Below are 17476 nucleotides of genomic sequence, written 5' to 3'. Positions count from 1 at the left end.
ATGATTATGGATACAAAGAGTGATTAATAAGAAAAAATAAATGCAATTATACTTGTATTTAAAATACTCGTAAATGAGTATTAAACTAAAAACAAGAACAAATGGAAAACATCTAATAGGATAATAGAATTTTTATAAGGAAAGAATATAAATGAGGTGATATTATGGGAAACAAAATGAAAAAAACAAAACAACAACATAAAAATGTAAATCATAATCCACAAGTTGAAAGTGTAAAAGCTTGTTTTGGTGAACCTAAAGCAAAAACATATGATCCAACTGATTTTAAAATATAGATAAAGGTAGTGAAGAGATGGATAAATATGATTATGTATTTAGATGGCTAAAAAATGCCTCAAAACCTGAGCGTCATATTGATGAAATGGAATCCTTTGCTAAAAAACATCCTATGATTTTTATGAAGTTTCATAAAGAGTCTGGAGGAATAGTACAATATGAGGAAAATGATCCTAAATATATTAAAGCTAAGGATGAATTAACATTACTATTTGATGAGCATGAGGAAGAGTTTAAACCAGTTTTTGATGCAGTAAAAAGCAAATTTAATTATTAGCATACTTGTGAGGTAAGATTTATGGATAATAATAAGAATAGAATGAAAGATAAACCAAAATCTAAAAATGAATTAAGAAAAATTGATCCAACTGGAAATTCAGAGGTTGGAATAGAAAATGGTGAAAAAATAGGAGCACATGCTCATAATAAAAAGAGCTATAAGACATATGAATGGATGCAAGATAAATAAATAATAAAAATTGTATAAAGTAAAGGTCATACTAACAATTAATTTAATAGTATGACCTTTATTTTGTACAATAATATTAAAGTTAGAATGTAATATTGATATTAATCAGTAGCATTAATATAATAAAAGTAAAAGTTATTATACAAGGAGATAATATATGGAAAATGGTATTGCAACAGTAAATAAAGAAAAAGTAAAGATTAAAAAGCCAATACATTATAAAGTAGTTATGCATAATGATGATTTCACTACAATGGAGTTCGTAGTTAATATATTAATGACTGTTTTTAAAAAAGATATAAATACATCAAATAAGATAATGATGGACGTTCATAAGTTAGGAAGAGGAATAGTTGGGATATATCCTTATGATATTGCCACTACAAAGGTAGCTGTGGCATTATGTATGGCAAAAGAAGAAGGCTTTCCTTTTAATATAACTATAGAGGAGGCATAAGCTATGGAGATAACAAGAGAAGTAAATAATATTCTAGTTGAAGCATATGAAGTGGCTAAAAAGAATAATCATGAATTTGTAACAGCAGAACATATATTGTATGCAATAACATTTCAAGAAAGATTTATTACAGTAATTGAAGAGTTAGAAGGAAATGTTGAGCAACTAAGAAGTAAATTATTAGATTATTTAAATAGTTATATGGAAAGGGATGAAATTGGAAAGGTTCAAGAAAGCTATAATTTTCAGCAGATTATATTAAGAGCAAGTGAACAGGCAATTTATGCAAGTAGTAAGGATATTTCTATGGAGCATATGATATCTGCAATTTATGAATTAGACAATAGTTATGCTCAGTATTATTTGCTAGAAGAAGGAATAGAGAAAAGAGAACTGCTTTATAGACTTTGTCATGATAATTTGGAAAATACTTATTATATTGATGATGAAGAAATTCAAGATGATGATATAGATGAAGAAGAAGTAAATGAAGGTAGTAAAAAAGAATCACTTATTAATACTTTAACTAGCAATTTAAATGAATATGTTAGAAATGATTATAATGATCCACTTATAGGGAGAGAGGATATATTAAATAGAACTATACAAATACTGTGTAGAAGAACTAAAAATAATCCTATTCATGTGGGAGAGCCTGGAGTTGGTAAAACAGCTATAACATTTGGATTAGCTAGACTTATTAATGAGGGAGATGTTCCAGAAAAAATAAAAAATGCTGAAATTTTTTCATTAGATATTGGGGCTACTTTAGCTGGAACTAAGTATAGAGGTGACTTTGAAGAGAGAATAAAAAAGGTGTTAAATGAAATATCTAAGCATGAAAATCCAATAGTATATATTGATGAAATACATACTATTGTAGGTGCAGGTTCAATTGGGGGAGGTTCATTAGATACATCAAATCTTTTAAAACCTTATTTAATGGAAGGAAAGATAAAATTTATTGGTGCTACAACTTTTGACGAATATAAAAAGTATTTTGAGAAAGATAAGGCACTAAGTAGAAGATTTCAAACAATAGAGGTTAAAGAAACTTCAGTAGAAGAAACAATTAAAATTATTCAAGGACTAAAGAGTAATTATGAAAATTATCATAATGTAAAGTATACTGATGAAGCTATTAAATTAGCGGTTGAATTAAGTAGTAAATATATAAATGATAGATTTTTACCAGATAAAGCTATAGACGTTATTGATGAAGCTGGATCATATGTTTCTATGAATAGAAAAGATTCAAATGAGAAGATAATTGATGAAGAAATAATAGAAGAAGTAATATCAAAAGTATGTCATATACCAAAGAATACAGTTGAAAAAGATGAAATTTTACAATTGAAAGAACTAGAAAATAATTTAGAAAAAAATATTTTTGGTCAAGATAAAGCAATTCATGAGGTAGTAAGATGCATTAAAATGTCAAGGGCAGGACTTAATGAAGAAAACAAGCCTATAAGTTCACTTTTATTTGTTGGGCCTACAGGGGTAGGAAAAACAGAACTTTCAAGGATTTTAGCAAAAAGTTTAGGTGTTAAGCTTATTAGATTTGATATGAGTGAATATTCAGAAAAACACGCAGCAGCTAAGCTTATAGGGGCTCCTCCAGGATATGTAGGATATGAAGAAGGTGGGCTTTTAACAGATACAATAAGAAAAAATCCATATTGTGTTTTATTATTGGATGAAGTTGAAAAGGCACACCCAGATATATTGAATGTTTTACTTCAAGTAATGGATTATGCTACATTAAGTGATAACCAAGGAAGAAAAGCTGATTTTAGAAATGTAGTTTTAATTATGACTTCTAATGCTGGAGCAAAGAATATTGGTAAAAGTGTTATAGGCTTTGGTGAAAGAGTAATTAGAGGTGAAGCCATAATGGAGGAAGTTAAAAAATTCTTTACTCCTGAATTTAGAAACAGACTTGATAAAATAGTAGTATTTAACCATTTAAATAATGAAATGGCATTAGATATTGCACGTAGAGAGCTTAATAAATTTAATGAACAATTATCAAAGAAAAATGTTAAGATTAATTTTAATGATAAATGTATTTCTTTTATAGCTAGTAAGGGTACTTCCCAAGAATATGGAGCAAGAGAAATAATAAGAATTATAAATCAAGAAATTAAGCCAATGTTAGTTGATGAAATATTATTTGGAGCCTTAAGTAATGGTGGAGAAATTACTTTAGATATTAAAGATAATAAGTTTATCTATAAATAAAAAAGATCCTCATATGTTTTATTTATAATTAATATAAATTAATATAATTAAGAATATATGGGGGTTAAAAATGGATAACGTATTAAATATTGAGAAGTGTAAAATTTGCGGAGGATTAATTAATATAGAGGGGTCGCTAAATAAGCTTACTAAGATTTGTACATGTTGTGGGTATTTTTATAATAAAGAAAATAAAGTTGAATATTTAAATCCATGTGGAGCTTATAAATTAGTTACTCTTAGTGGAATTGGACAAATAGGAACATTAGGTGAGAATATTACTGAAGAGCAAGCTGTAAAAAAGTTTAATTTAAGTGATACTTCTAGATTAAATATGGATAAAAGTTATATTAATTATAGAAACCCACAAACAAATGAATTTAAAATTATTTTTGGAAGTGGTGAGCCAGAAAGTTATAATGAATTTATTAGAAAATTATAAAAATAGAAAGTTTTTAGTATACTTAATTAGTATTTTGGTCAATAGTTAGTAATAACTATTGACTAAAATAAAAAATAAAAGTTATAATACATTTGTTGACAAAGCTAAAAAAATATCATAATATAAGAACAAATAAATATTTAAAAACAGTGATAAAGAGGAGTAAGGAATAGGACGTATTAAGAGAGGAAGGTCTAGGCTGTAAGCCTTCTATATTGAATATCCTGAAGGTAGCTTTTGAGTTTCTTTAGTGAAATAGTAGTAACTAAAGACGGCTTGTCTAAGTCGTTATTTGAATTAAGAGCCTATAAGAAGTAAACAGAGTTTGCTTAGTAGGAATAAAGGTGGTACCGCGAGTCTTCGTCCTTTTTTAGGATTAAGGCTTTTTTTGCGTTATATTGAATGAGGTGCTAATTAAAGTTTGGTTAATGAAACTGATTTAACAACTGAGAGAAACTTAGTTCTAGTAAGTACAAAGATTTAAAAATTAAATTATGGAGATTATAATTAAAGTAATATTATTTTTAGGCACAAATAAAAAAACATTAAATTAGTAAAGTAGTCTTTATATAAGAACTTTAAATATAGAAAATAAACTATTCAGGAGGTTTTATTGATGGAAGAAAAGAAGAACTTAGCCACAACGTATAATCCAAAAGAATTTGAAGAAAGAATTTATAAAACATGGGAAGAAAAGAAATATTTCACTCCTGTTGTTGATAAAACAAAGAAGCCATTTACAATAATGATGCCACCACCAAATATAACAGGGAAGCTTCATTTAGGTCATGCATTAGATAACACAATGCAAGATATGCTTATAAGATTTAAAAGAATGCAAGGTTACTGCACTTTATGGCTTCCAGGAACAGACCATGCTTCAATTGCAACTGAAGTTAAAGTTGAAAATGAGCTATTAAAAGAAGGTAAAGTTAAGAAAGAAATGGGAAGAGAAGCTTTCTTAGACGAAGTTTGGAAATGGGCTGAAGAGTACAAAGGTACTATTAGAAATCAGCTTAAAAAACTAGGAGTTTCATGTGACTTCACAAGAGAAGCTTTTACAATGGATGAACATTTAAACAAAGCTGTTAGAACAGTATTTGTTAAATTATATAATGATGGATTAATCTATCAAGGAAACAGAATAACTAACTGGTGTCCAAAATGTACTACTGCTTTATCAGATGCAGAAATAGTATATGAAGAAAAAGAAGGTAGCTTCTGGCATATAAATTATCCATTATCTGATGGTTCAGGATATTTAGAAATAGCTACTACAAGACCAGAAACATTACTTGGAGATACTGCAGTTGCTGTTAATCCAAATGATGATAGATTTAAACACTTAATAGGTAAAACATTAAAATTACCTCTAACTGATAGAGAAATACCAGTAGTTGGTGATGATTATGTTGATATCGAATTTGGTACAGGTGCAGTTAAAATAACTCCAGCTCATGATCCTAATGACTTTGAAGTTGGTAAGAGACATAACCTTCCAATAATCAGAGTAATGGATGACCACGGTGTAATTAATGAATTAGGTGGAAAATACCAAGGTTTAGATAGATATGAAGCTAGAAAACAAATGGTTAAAGATCTAGAAGAACAAGGATTATTAGTTAAAATTAAGCCTCATACTCACAACGTAGGAACACATGATAGATGTAACACTGTAGTTGAACCTATAATATCACAACAATGGTACGTAAAGATGGAATCTTTAGCAAAACCAGCTATAGATGTTGTTAGAAATGGTGAAACAAAGATTGTTCCAGAAAGATTTGAAAAAATATACTTCAACTGGATGGAAAATATTCAAGACTGGTGTATTTCAAGACAATTATGGTGGGGACACAGAATACCTGTATTCTACTGTAATGACTGTAACAACATTATGGTTGAAGTTGATGCACCATGTAAGTGTTCAAAATGTGGTTCTGAAAACTTAAGACAAGATGAAGACGTACTTGATACTTGGTTCTCATCTGCATTATGGCCTTTCTCAACTTTAGGTTGGCCAGAAAAAACACCAGATTTAGATTTCTTCTATCCAGGTAATGTATTAGTTACTGGATATGATATCATATTCTTCTGGGTTGCAAGAATGATATTCTCAGGATTATATAACATGGATAAGACTCCATTTGATACAGTATTAATGCATGGTATTATAAGAGATGCTAATGGTATCAAGATGAGTAAGTCTTTAGGAAATGGTGTTGACCCATTACAAGTAATTGATGAATACGGTGCTGACGCATTAAGATTCATGTTAGTTACAGGAAGTACACCTGGAAATGATATAAGATATATCCCTGAAAAAGTTGAATCTGCAAGAAACTTTGCTAATAAGATTTGGAATGCTTCAAGATTCGTTATGATGAACCTTGATAAAGAATTAATGAATAAATATGCTAATTGCAAAGATTACAGCTTAGCTGATAAGTGGATTCTTTCAAGAATGAACACTGTAGCTAAAGAAGTAACAGAAAACTTAGAAAAGTATGAGCTTGGAATAGCTAACCAAAAGGTTTATGACTTTATGTGGACTGAATTCTGTGACTGGTATATAGAACTTGTTAAACCAGTATTCTTCAGTGATGATGAAAAAGCTAAGGGAGTAGCATACAACGTATTAAATACTGTATTAACTACAGGATTAAAATTATTACACCCAGCTATGCCATATATAACAGAAGAAATATATACTACATTAACAGAAGGAGAATCTATAGCAATTTCAACTTGGCCAGAATACTCTGAAGCTTTAGCAGATAAAAAAGCTGAAAAAGATATGGAATTCATTATTGAAGCTATTAAAGGATTAAGAAACGTTAGAGCTGAAATGAACGTTCCACCATCAAGAAAAGCAAAAGTAATTTGCTATATTTCTGAAGAAGCTAAAGAAGCATTTACTGCAGGTATTCCTTACATGGAAAAACTAGGTTCTGCTTCGGAAGTTGAATTTATAGCTGATAAAGCTTTAGTTCCTGAAAATGCAGTATCATTAGTAGTTAAGGGTGGAGAATTATTTATGCCATTACTTGACTTAGTTGATAAAGAAAAGGAACTAGAAAGATTAAATAAAGAAAAGAAAAAATTAGAAGGCGAAGTTACAAGAATTGAAAAGAAGCTTTCTAATGCAGGATTCGTAGCTAAGGCACCAGAAGCTGTAATTAATGCAGAAAAAGAAAAAATGGTTAAGTATCAAGAAATGCTTGATGCAGTTTTAGTTAGAATAGACACTTTAAAATAGTTTTAAGTTAATACTTTGGCAAGTGACAAGTTCATAGGATTTGTCACCTGCCATTTTTATTATTTATAAATAAAAATGGGGGATATTATGAATTTACTAAAAGATAATGTAGTTAAGTTATATTTTAAATATTTCTTTCCTACTATGTGTGCTGCCTTATCTACATCAGTTTATATTTTATTTGATACTATATTTATTGGACAGGGAGTAGGGAGTAAAGGTCTTACCGCATTAAATATTTCATTACCTATTTATTCAATTTATTTTGGAACTGGTCTTTTAATTGGAATAGGTGGATCTACTTTAATGTCTATTGAGAAAGGAAGAGAACGACTTGATAAAGCTAATAAAATATTTACTTTATCATTTATATTAGGACTTATATTAGCAACTATTTATTGTATAATTGGCTTTGTATTTCTAGAAGAAATTGCTTTAGTATTGGGTGCTACAAAAGAAATTATGCCTTTTGTAAAAGAATATATGGTAGTAGTTGTAATTGGTACTATTCCATTTGTTATGGGAAGTGTAATGGCTCCCTTTATTAGAGCTGATAAAGCACCTAAAAAAGCTATGTTTACTGTTATTTTTAGTGGCTTTTTAAATATTATATTAGATTATATATTTGTTTTTCCGTTAGATATGGGGATGAGAGGAGCTGCAATAGCAACAGTTTTTTCTTATACAATAAGTTGTTTAATTTTATTAACTCATCTTTTATCTAAAAATAATACATTAAGATTTAAGAAAGACTTTTATAAATTATCTTATATTACTAGAATATTTAAATGTGGATTACCTAGTCTTTTTATAGAAGTATCACTAGGGTTTGTTATATTTATTTTTAATATTCAGATTTTAAAAATTATTGGTGATGATGGTGTAACTGCTTATAGTATTATTTCCAATACTGGGATAATAGCCGTTGCCTTATTTAATGGAATAAGCCAAACAATACAGCCATTAATAAGTATTAATATGGGAGCAAACTTAAAAGAAAGAGCAACTAGATTAAGAAATTTAGGATTATTTACTGCGTTAGTTATAGGAGTAGCTTTCTTTATACTATGCATTATTTTCCCAGAGCAAATAGTGAGAATTTTTGTTAATCCCAATAATGAAGTTTTAGCTATAGCTATTAATTCAATTAGAACTTATTCTATTGCATTTATTGTTATGGGAATAAATATGGTTAGCGGAGCTTATTTTCAATCTATAGAGTTAGCTAAAGAGTCATTTATTATTGCTTTTTGTAGAGGTCTTCTATTTGTTTCTATTTGTGTATTTGTATTACCATTATTTATTGGGATTAATGGTGTTTGGCTAAGCGTACCTATAGGAGAATTATTAACTTTAATTGCAACTGTTATTTTTCTAAAGAAAAATGCATAAAATTATTCATTTCGTGGAAAATATTATTAAGAGGTGAATAATATGAGTAATAAAATAGTGCAAACAATTAAAAATAGTAGTGGCGAAATTATGCAATATGTATTAGAAAATGGCCAAACAGTTGAAAAGGCTCAAGGAGTTGAAATGGCTAAAAATGGTCAAATTGATGGTGTAATTATTGCTCATTCTAAGAAGGGTGAAGAATATTTAAGAACTAAACCTGATGGAACTGAAGGAAATAATTTATCATCAATGTCTAAACAAGATTAAATTTTAAATTAGTTTAATATTAATTGATAGAAAATAACGTCTAATAAAGTTTAAATAAGCTTTTTAGACGTTATTTTTTTATAAATTATTTGAATTTATAATTATGAAGTTATTAATTAAGAAACTATTATATTTAATAAAACTATCTATAGGAGTTATGGAATTGATTATAATTATAAAACAGTGACAAGTTCTATTGTCACTGTTTTATGTTTTAAAAAGTAATATATAAATAAAATAATGAATTTATATATATATATATTTATCAATAATATTATAGGATAAAGCTTTATTGTAAAATATATACAGCGATTATAAACTATGTTAAAATATATACAAAATTACATTAAATAGGGGGATTGTATGACTAAATTTACAACTACATATATTATTGGGGTAATTGGTATAGTTACATGGGCATTAACTATATTTTTGAGAGGTACACAATTAAGTACTGTAAATAGTATAGCATTCATATTAGGAGTAATGCCTAATATATCAGCAACATGGCTTTTTATATGGATTGCAGAGTTTATATGTGAAAAGTTATCAAAAGTGTTTACATTTAAAATATCAATAATAAGTTGTGGTGCCATTTTAATATTGGCATTTATCTCGGAAATAGTACATGATTTATTTTTAAATAGTCCTTTTGATGTTAACGATATGATAGCAACAATTTGCGCTATTGCTGTTTATTTTATTGTAATTAAAGTCACTACTAGTAAGGTGATGAATTATAAATAATGAAAAAAGTTCTATTATAATTTTATAAATTAGTTTCATGAATGAGCTTCAATAATTGAAGCTTATTTTTTTTATAGATACTAAAATATTATTACAAATTTATATATAATAAAAAAATAATATAAGTTATGAAACAAAAGTGTATTATAAATAGTCTAATATATATAAGTATTATAAGAGGTATTAGAACTATGAAGAAATTTTTAGAAAAGATAATTTTATCTGAAAAAGATTATGAATATCTAACAAAAGGAATAGCAGCTGGGGTTGGACTAGGTATAATTATAGGGGTTGTAGCTGAAAATATAATTTTATTTTTTGCACTTGGAGGAGTTATTGGAATAATAGGAGCAAGTTTGCTATCTATAATAAAGAAAATTAAAGATGATATATATACATAAAAAGTGATTAAATATATGGTATAATAAGTAAAAATATGTTTTTATTTGATGCATAAAAAGGTGTAAGGGGAAGAATAAGATGAGAAAAAATAAGATTATTTTAGTATTGGTACTTAGTTTAATATTAATAGGATGTACAATAAATAAAAATTCTAAAGTACAGAAAGAAACTAAAAATATTAAGGTTCAATCTCAATTAGAAGAAAATAGTGTTATATCTGAAATAGAAAATAGCAACTTAAGTAATATAATAACTACTAAAAATGAAGTAATATCTATTAAAAGTAATGCTGGTACACCAAACTTTGAAGCTAGAAATAAAGCTGTTTCAGAAGAATACATAAAAGCTATAACTATAGTAAAGGAATTTTGTAAAAATAATTCATTAGAGATAAAATATGTTCAACCAATTAGTGATAGAATTTCTAGCTTAAGTGATTTATCAGATGATGAGCATTATTTATTATTAAAGAATTTAGAGAATTTAGGAGCAGAAACAATACAATATTTCACAGATGAAGAAAGTTTAAATATCGATTTAAGTATAAATACTACAGAAGCCGCTAATTATGTTGATGATTCTTTTGTGGTATTTGGTAAAACCTATAGTGACGTAGTATATAAGGCTTCAATTCAAAATGTAAATGAAAATTTTAAATTTAAAGATTCTAAGTTAGATGAATTTAGAAATATAATACTTAAAGATAAGATATTAGATTACGATAAGTTAAATGACTATATTAAAAAGATTTACTCAGGAGAGTATGATTCAAATACTGTATTTTTTAATAAAATTGATGATGATAAATATGAAGTAATTAGAATAGAAAATAATAATTGCTATTATAAATTAGTTTATGATCCTGTATTTTAAATTTATCCTGTGTAAATATCATAATTTATACGATCATAAATTATTAATATTTATTATATAAGTTACTACGGTAAGTATGTTTATAGGAGGAGTAATGGAGGAAAAATGAATAAGGTATATTTAGATGTAACAAAAAGAGAAAATTGTGCAGCTATATTTATAGAAGATACGGAAGTAATTAAATCAGGTACTACTGTTTATCATATGAATTCAAATGATAAAAATGAAACTTATCAACAATATGCTGATGAGTATGATATACATTTTATTTTTGATGATAATATTCCTAAAGTATCATTTTATACAGTTCCTCAGGTAGATGTTTTTGCAACTGATAGGGAAGGTGGTTTAATTGGAACTGTGGGTTCAATGACAGATTTACAAAGTGATTTACCAATATGCTATATAAATAAAAATAGAGAGTGTTTTCTAATTGCAACTAGTGGAAAAGAGTTTTTGGAAACAACTACTAATTGGAAAAATAATCTTAAACCCTACAATGAAGTTATATTTTATAAATCTAAATTAGAAGCTGAAAAAGAATTAAGATTTATCAATTTTTGATAAAGTCATAATAAGAGATTATCCAGATGTTTTATGGTATGGAATTTGTTCAGTAAGTAATAAAGGTGATGACTGTGCACCACTAATTAGTTTTAATAAAAGTAGTATAGTTAAATAATCAGTTATTAATTGATTTAAAAGTTATATTCTGAGGATGATTTTAAATATTATTCCATGTTAGTTTTTAAATAAAATATTAGAGTAACTAATATTTTATAGTAGATATATTGGAGGTAAAATGATTAACAGTAAAAGTAAAAAATATATGTTAATAATATTTATACTTTTTTTAGTATTATTTAATATATTTCAGTTTAGCAAAATAAGAAGTTACAAAACAATTACAAAAACTAGCGACAATGAGTTTGGTATTCAATTAGAGTTAATTTGTCATGGTATAGAAACTATTGAAGAAGCTAAGGTTAAGGACTCTGTTGATGAAAAAATATTAGGTACAGCTATATTATCGTCAGCCACAGGACAAGCCACATCGGTATATATACAAACATCATATTATGAGGAAAATAAATTGCTATATACAGCTTTATGGAATTTAAATAATACAATAAGCAATAATACAAGGATTAACAATTTATTAGAAACACATGATTTCAGCACGCTTATTCCAATAATTAGAAGTTTAAAAGAAAATCCTTTGGATAAAGATGTTACAGAAAAACTATATTTATATTTTAGAGATATTCAATTTTAAAATTATATATAGTAAGTTAAATTCCAATTTTGCATTAGGTGATATAGAAATTTAAAGAAAAGCTAGTAAACTTTTATTAATAAAAAGAGGGAGTTTGTTTCTAAACAAGCAGCTCAATTAACTGAAAGATAAGTTGCTAAGGTTACTATTTTTAAATATTAAGCAAAAGCGGTTGTAAGTATTTGTAGGCGATTTTGCTATTTTTTTTATTGAGTTTTATAGATATAAAATGGATTGTTTATTAGAGGTGAATTTATGAAAATAAGAGATTATAAGGTGATAGACAAATTAATGCAGCAAGTACATAGTTTACATTAAAGGTAATAGCAAAATAGGTATAATTTAGATTTTTAAAAAGAAAATATAAGGGGGGAAGGAGTAAAATGTTTAGTAATAATGATATAAGAAACATTTGCAATAGCTACGGGGTTGATTTTAAGCAGATAAGCAACGTAATAGATACTTCTCATGATGAAGATGATAAAAGATATAATTACATAATTGATAATAAATATGTATTAAAAATAACCAACTTTGTAGCAATTACCGAAAGGTTTTTGGAGGATATAAGTAGACTTATTGAAAGATATATAAGTATAGGAGTATACTGTCCAAACATTATTAGAAATAAAATGGGAACTTTAACGTATGAATTTATTAAAGAAGGTAAAAAGTATACATGCTATATGGAGGAATATGCTTTATACAATTTCTATAAAGAGGGGGAACTTATAGATTATGACTTTAAAAAGACAGTAATTAAACATATTGGTGAATTAGCAAGAAATTTTACTAACGTTGATTTATCTAACAATAGGTCAATGTGGAGCCTAATAGAATTAGGTCCATTTGATATTGATATAGATGAAAAGCAAGAAAATTTAGATAACCTTATTAAGAAATTAAAGGAAAAAGGATATAATAAGCTAGCAAGTAAGTTAGTAGATGAAAATATAAAAGCTAGAAATAAAATAGAGCTTAGTCTAAATGAATTACCTAGGTGTGTATATCAAGGAGATTTAAACTACAGTAATATCTTAGTTGATGATAATGATAACTTTGTAGGAATAATTGATTTTAATATGTTTGGAACAGAGGTTAATATTAATTGCTTTTTAAATGAGACAATGTATTATTTAACAATTGAAGATTTTGAAATACTAACAGCAAAAGAAATATATAGTAAAATGAAAATAATACAAGATGATATGATGCAATATATACTATCGTCATATAAATTAACAGATATTGAAAATCTTTTGTTAGAGGAGTATAGAAAGGTTATTTATATTTCATTTTTCCCTAATGTTATGCTTTGGATTGAGTTAATAGATAAATCTGATATATGTGATAAGGTTATAGAGCTTTTAAATATTATTTTAGTAGAATTTAGATAAATATTTGTATTATTATATTATATTATATTAAAAAAGGAGAGATAACTATGATAACTATATCATATATATATATATAGCTGCTATATTAATTGTAACTTGGGCTATATATAGAATTATAGTATTAATTAAAAGTAAAGAAAAAAACATATTAAGAGAAGTTATGATAAATATATTCTTCATATATTTTCTAATATTAATTAATTTAACTATATGCAAAATGGGGATGTTACAAATAAGATTTCAACATAGATTTTATATTAACTATATACCATTTGTAGAAACGATAAATATGTTTAAAGATAATTTTATGGGTATAGGAAACGCTATTTACAATGTAGTTGGTAATGTTTTGTTATTTGTACCATTAGGCTTTTTAATTCCACTATTATTTAAAAAGAAAAATAAAATTTTTAATATAGCCTTATATGGATTTTATGCATCCCTTGCAATAGAGCTTATTCAATTATCTACTCCAATTAACTTAACTGATATTGATGACATAATATTTAATACTTTAGGTGCAGTTTTAGGTTTTTTCATATTTAATTTATTTTATTATGTTATAAAGAAAACAAAACTAAGGAATTTTATTAGTAGAGTTACAAGTAAATATGATGGTAATTTAGTAGTATTAAGTATTAAACCCTTAAGTATTATGTTTGGTGCAGTAGTACTTTTTACTATTATAACTATATATAATTCAACTATATCTGCTAATAGATCTAATGAGGACATTGCAAGAGCCGTGTTCAAGTATAGTAGCAACACGGATTTTGAAGCTGTAAAAGATGTTGCAGGATATAAATTGTTTTTAAGAGATGAAGGGGATTATATAAATCTTATAGGTGTAGAGAGTGTTTTAAATGATAGATGGCTTGATAGTAGAACAAGTATGGGACAGTATGAAAAAAGCAATGGAGATTATAGTATTAGCACTATCTATGATAATAACAATGAAGATAATATTTCAATGTCTATTGTGGTGTTTGGTAAAAATAAAAATGCAAGTAAAGTAGAGGTAATCTTCAATGGTAGGAACTATGTTGAAGAAATAAATCCCAATGAATACTTTCTTGTTGTATTTCCAAGCTTTGAGGTTTTAGAAAATAATGATATAGATAACTTGTATAATGGTGAAGAGAGCAAGAGCCTAAATATAAGATTTTTAGATTCTAATGAAAATTATTATAATGAGATGAGATTTGCAAATTAAATTTTATCAATATCTAGTTGTCAAAATGAAATAAAAATTAAATGGCTATAGCTAAAACATGTTCAAATTCTTTCATTAATTCTTGATTTGGAATCCTTAAATATCCATCATGGTAAACTAAAAAGCTAGGATTATCATAGCAGAATATATTTCTAAAGGGAGCAGTTCATTATGAACTGCTCTATAATTTTATGAAAAATAAAATTATATTGAACATATTTATTGGGATATCCATCTAATATATGTAATACTTAGCTAAGTAAAGTAAATAGGGGGAGTAAGATGGATTCAATGAATGTATATGGTAATGATATATTTGAAGTAGATGTAAAATAATATGAATATGGTGATTTAGACCATATGAGCAAAAAATATAACCTTACCAAATGAGCATAATGAGAAACTTGACAAATTCAAATTTTAAAAGATTATAAGAATAAGTTATGAGAAATCTACTTGAAGAAAAAATTCAAGTAGATTTTGTTGTTTGTAAAATAATGTATTATAATGGTATATAAGTAATTGTTTTGGAGGGAATATGGGAAAAAGAATTTTAATAATAGAAGATGATCCAGATATATCTAATATTTTAAGATATACATTTAAAGGCGAAGGTTTTGAAGTAAGACATGCATTAAGTGGTGAAGAAGGAATTGAGATTTTTCATGTCTTCAATCCAGATGTAGTGTTATTAGATTTAATGTTACCAGGAATTAATGGGTTCGAGGTATGTAAACAACTCGCCAAATATAGTGCTCCAGTTATTATGTTAACTGCTAGAAATGATGTTGTTGATAAAATACTAGGATTAGAATTAGGTGCTGATGATTATATGACGAAGCCTTTCAATATACGTGAATGTGTTACTAGAGTTAATGTAGCATTAAGGAGAATTGAGAAAGTTAATACAGTGGAAAGTGAAAATGTTGATTATATGAAAATAGGAAATATAGATATTTATAAGGAAGCTAGAAGGGTTTCTGTAGATAATGAAGAGGTTAAACTAAAACCTAAAGAGTTAGATTTATTGTTTTATCTTATAGAAAATAGCAACAGAGCTTTAACTAGGGAGAAGATTTTAGACTCTGTATGGGGATATGATTACTTTGGAGACCCAAGAACAGTAGATGTACATATAAGAAGATTAAGGCAAAAGCTTAAAGATAATAATTCTATAGAAACTGTATTTGGGACAGGCTATATGTTAAGGACAGATAAGGTATGAAGATAAGATATAAATTTGGTATTGGATTTATAATTATATTTTCAATTTCATTTATAATTTTAAACTTTCTTATAAATGAGATGAGAACTAATTTTGTTATTAATGAAGTTAAAGATGAAATGTATTTAGCATATAAGAGTACATATAGGTTTGTTAATTCTTATGCTCAGTATAACTTAATTGATTTAACTAAAGAAAATATTATAGAACATATACCGGAGATAGCAACTAATATTAGTGAAGATAAAAGGTGTGAGCTTTATGTTTTAAATGAGAATAATGAACATCTATATAAGTATAAGCTAGCTAACGGTTCTATTAATTATGATGTTGATAGAATTAATAAGTATAGTTATGAGGAAATAGAGAATAAAAATTTACTAGATATTTATTATGAAGACGAAAAATTAACTGCAGCTACAATATTTCCGTTGTATATGTATAAAAAATATATTGGAACTATAATTTTAACTAAGGATTTTACTGATTATTATAGTAGTATAAATGATTTTATTGGAGTTGTTAAGAGTGTTAATATAGTTGTTTTTATTGTTATGATACTAGCTGTTTATTTATTGAGTGGTAAGATTGTAGAACCTTTAGTAAGGTTAAGAGCAGCTTTTAAGGAAGTAGAAAAGGGAGAATATGATATAGATATTAATATTAATACAAAGGATGAGATTGGTGAGTTATCTAAAGGGTTTTCTTCAATGAAAAGACAAATAAAGAATCAGATAATTACTATTAGCAATGAAAAAGAAAAGGTTGTAGCTTTAGAAACTACAAGAACAGAATTCTTTAATAATGTTACCCATGAATTAAAAACTCCATTAACTACAATATCAGGATATGTTCAAATATTACAGCAAGAAAATTTTAATGATGATGAATTTCGTGATTATGCATTAGAAAGAATAGAAAAAGAGAGTGATCGAATGCATAGGATGGTAGTCGCTTTAATTGAGGTTTCTAAAAACAAAACTGATATAAAGAAAGAGAGCAAAACCTTAATAAATATAAAATATACATTAGAAGAGATAATAAAGGATCTATCTATAAAAGCTCCAAAGTATAAGCTGAATGTAAAGGCAGATATTTCAGATGCAATTTTAGAATGTAATGAAGAAGATATTAGAAGTATATTTATAAATGTTATTGATAATGCTATTAAATACTCAAAAGCAAATACAACTATAAATATTAAATCTATAGAAGAAGGAGAGTTATATATTTTTGAAGTTGAAAATTATAGTGATGAAATAAGTGAAGAAGGAATTAAAAATGTGTTAAAGCCTTTTTATAGGGAAAATATTGAGAAGTCTAGAAAGCTTGGCAGTAATGGATTAGGTTTATTTATATGTGAACAAATAGTTGAAAGCTATGGAGGAAGTATAGAATTTAATTATGATGAAAAAGTAATTGTAACAATTAAAATACCTAAAAATAATCTGATTTGGTAACATTTTGATAACATCTTATAATAAGTTGACAACATTAACTATTTATAATGAAT

At 26.5% G+C, this 17476-nt stretch carries 18 protein-coding genes and 1 other annotated feature; all 18 genes read left to right on the top strand.

The window, feature by feature from the left end:
* Positions 1-164 precede the first annotated feature (164 nt).
* Positions 165-296, top strand: a complete 132-nt coding sequence (locus HCG76_RS18985; RefSeq protein ID WP_260458038.1) for a CPC_1213 family protein — start codon at positions 165-167, stop codon at positions 294-296.
* Between the two features lie 17 nt (positions 297-313).
* Positions 314-574, top strand: coding sequence for a hypothetical protein (locus tag HCG76_RS05600; protein ID WP_221699247.1), 261 nt, complete (start codon positions 314-316; stop codon positions 572-574).
* Positions 575-595: 21 nt separating this feature from the next.
* Positions 596-766, top strand: coding sequence for a hypothetical protein (locus HCG76_RS05595; RefSeq protein WP_221699246.1), 171 nt, complete (start codon positions 596-598; stop codon positions 764-766).
* 157 nt (positions 767-923) lie between these two features.
* Positions 924-1223 carry an ATP-dependent Clp protease adaptor ClpS gene (locus tag HCG76_RS05590; protein ID WP_221699245.1) on the top strand — a complete coding sequence of 100 codons (300 nt, stop codon included), beginning with the start codon at positions 924-926 and terminating at the stop codon, positions 1221-1223.
* 3 nt (positions 1224-1226) lie between these two features.
* Positions 1227-3467 carry an ATP-dependent Clp protease ATP-binding subunit ClpA gene (gene clpA / locus HCG76_RS05585; RefSeq protein WP_221699244.1) on the top strand — a complete coding sequence of 747 codons (2241 nt, stop codon included), beginning with the start codon at positions 1227-1229 and terminating at the stop codon, positions 3465-3467.
* Between the two features lie 70 nt (positions 3468-3537).
* Positions 3538-3909 (top strand): hypothetical protein, encoded by a 372-nt coding sequence (locus HCG76_RS05580; protein ID WP_221699243.1) that lies wholly within the window; start codon positions 3538-3540, stop codon positions 3907-3909.
* Positions 3910-4049: 140 nt separating this feature from the next.
* Positions 4050-4280 (top strand) — a binding site (T-box leader).
* A 245-nt stretch (positions 4281-4525) separates the two neighbouring features.
* Positions 4526-7168 carry a valine--tRNA ligase gene (locus tag HCG76_RS05575; protein ID WP_221699242.1) on the top strand — a complete coding sequence of 881 codons (2643 nt, stop codon included), beginning with the start codon at positions 4526-4528 and terminating at the stop codon, positions 7166-7168.
* An 87-nt stretch (positions 7169-7255) separates the two neighbouring features.
* Positions 7256-8560, top strand: coding sequence for an MATE family efflux transporter (locus HCG76_RS05570; protein ID WP_221699241.1), 1305 nt, complete (start codon positions 7256-7258; stop codon positions 8558-8560).
* Positions 8561-8602: 42 nt separating this feature from the next.
* Positions 8603-8830 (top strand): DUF3892 domain-containing protein, encoded by a 228-nt coding sequence (locus tag HCG76_RS05565; protein WP_221699240.1) that lies wholly within the window; start codon positions 8603-8605, stop codon positions 8828-8830.
* A gap of 363 nt (positions 8831-9193) precedes the next feature.
* A complete protein-coding gene (locus HCG76_RS05560; protein ID WP_221699239.1) occupies positions 9194-9577 on the top strand; it encodes a hypothetical protein in 384 nt (127 codons plus the stop codon).
* Positions 9578-9768: 191 nt separating this feature from the next.
* Complete coding sequence (locus HCG76_RS05555; protein WP_221699238.1) at positions 9769-9978, top strand: hypothetical protein; 210 nt, start codon at positions 9769-9771, stop codon at positions 9976-9978.
* A gap of 79 nt (positions 9979-10057) precedes the next feature.
* Positions 10058-10852, top strand: coding sequence for a hypothetical protein (locus HCG76_RS05550; protein ID WP_221699237.1), 795 nt, complete (start codon positions 10058-10060; stop codon positions 10850-10852).
* 105 nt (positions 10853-10957) lie between these two features.
* Positions 10958-11416: a hypothetical protein gene (locus HCG76_RS05545; protein WP_221699236.1), complete on the top strand. Its 459-nt coding sequence runs from the start codon at positions 10958-10960 to the stop codon at positions 11414-11416.
* A gap of 238 nt (positions 11417-11654) precedes the next feature.
* Positions 11655-12128, top strand: a complete 474-nt coding sequence (locus HCG76_RS05540; RefSeq protein WP_221699235.1) for a hypothetical protein — start codon at positions 11655-11657, stop codon at positions 12126-12128.
* Between the two features lie 383 nt (positions 12129-12511).
* Positions 12512-13525, top strand: coding sequence for a phosphotransferase (locus HCG76_RS05535; RefSeq protein WP_221699234.1), 1014 nt, complete (start codon positions 12512-12514; stop codon positions 13523-13525).
* Positions 13526-13685: 160 nt separating this feature from the next.
* Complete coding sequence (locus tag HCG76_RS05530; RefSeq protein WP_221699233.1) at positions 13686-14738, top strand: VanZ family protein; 1053 nt, start codon at positions 13686-13688, stop codon at positions 14736-14738.
* Between the two features lie 538 nt (positions 14739-15276).
* Positions 15277-15963, top strand: coding sequence for a response regulator transcription factor (locus HCG76_RS05525; RefSeq protein ID WP_221699232.1), 687 nt, complete (start codon positions 15277-15279; stop codon positions 15961-15963).
* Positions 15960-17423 carry a HAMP domain-containing sensor histidine kinase gene (locus HCG76_RS05520; protein ID WP_221699231.1) on the top strand — a complete coding sequence of 488 codons (1464 nt, stop codon included), beginning with the start codon at positions 15960-15962 and terminating at the stop codon, positions 17421-17423. The genes HCG76_RS05525 and HCG76_RS05520 overlap by 4 nt, the downstream gene beginning before the upstream one ends.
* Positions 17424-17476: the final 53 nt, after the last annotated feature.

The organism is Clostridium sp. K13, assembly GCF_019734195.1.
Classification (GTDB): domain Bacteria; phylum Bacillota; class Clostridia; order Clostridiales; family Clostridiaceae; genus Clostridium.
This window is presented reverse-complemented; position numbering and strand designations above follow the sequence as displayed.

Coding starts and splice junctions, on each gene's coding strand:
- HCG76_RS18985 (WP_260458038.1), top strand. CDS start 165: ATGGGAAACAAAATGAAAAAAACAAAACAACAACATAAAAATGTAAAT.
- HCG76_RS05600 (WP_221699247.1), top strand. CDS start 314: ATGGATAAATATGATTATGTATTTAGATGGCTAAAAAATGCCTCAAAA.
- HCG76_RS05595 (WP_221699246.1), top strand. CDS start 596: ATGGATAATAATAAGAATAGAATGAAAGATAAACCAAAATCTAAAAAT.
- HCG76_RS05590 (WP_221699245.1), top strand. CDS start 924: ATGGAAAATGGTATTGCAACAGTAAATAAAGAAAAAGTAAAGATTAAA.
- clpA (WP_221699244.1), top strand. CDS start 1,227: ATGGAGATAACAAGAGAAGTAAATAATATTCTAGTTGAAGCATATGAA.
- HCG76_RS05580 (WP_221699243.1), top strand. CDS start 3,538: ATGGATAACGTATTAAATATTGAGAAGTGTAAAATTTGCGGAGGATTA.
- HCG76_RS05575 (WP_221699242.1), top strand. CDS start 4,526: ATGGAAGAAAAGAAGAACTTAGCCACAACGTATAATCCAAAAGAATTT.
- HCG76_RS05570 (WP_221699241.1), top strand. CDS start 7,256: ATGAATTTACTAAAAGATAATGTAGTTAAGTTATATTTTAAATATTTC.
- HCG76_RS05565 (WP_221699240.1), top strand. CDS start 8,603: ATGAGTAATAAAATAGTGCAAACAATTAAAAATAGTAGTGGCGAAATT.
- HCG76_RS05560 (WP_221699239.1), top strand. CDS start 9,194: ATGACTAAATTTACAACTACATATATTATTGGGGTAATTGGTATAGTT.
- HCG76_RS05555 (WP_221699238.1), top strand. CDS start 9,769: ATGAAGAAATTTTTAGAAAAGATAATTTTATCTGAAAAAGATTATGAA.
- HCG76_RS05550 (WP_221699237.1), top strand. CDS start 10,058: ATGAGAAAAAATAAGATTATTTTAGTATTGGTACTTAGTTTAATATTA.
- HCG76_RS05545 (WP_221699236.1), top strand. CDS start 10,958: ATGAATAAGGTATATTTAGATGTAACAAAAAGAGAAAATTGTGCAGCT.
- HCG76_RS05540 (WP_221699235.1), top strand. CDS start 11,655: ATGATTAACAGTAAAAGTAAAAAATATATGTTAATAATATTTATACTT.
- HCG76_RS05535 (WP_221699234.1), top strand. CDS start 12,512: ATGTTTAGTAATAATGATATAAGAAACATTTGCAATAGCTACGGGGTT.
- HCG76_RS05530 (WP_221699233.1), top strand. CDS start 13,686: ATGATAAATATATTCTTCATATATTTTCTAATATTAATTAATTTAACT.
- HCG76_RS05525 (WP_221699232.1), top strand. CDS start 15,277: ATGGGAAAAAGAATTTTAATAATAGAAGATGATCCAGATATATCTAAT.
- HCG76_RS05520 (WP_221699231.1), top strand. CDS start 15,960: ATGAAGATAAGATATAAATTTGGTATTGGATTTATAATTATATTTTCA.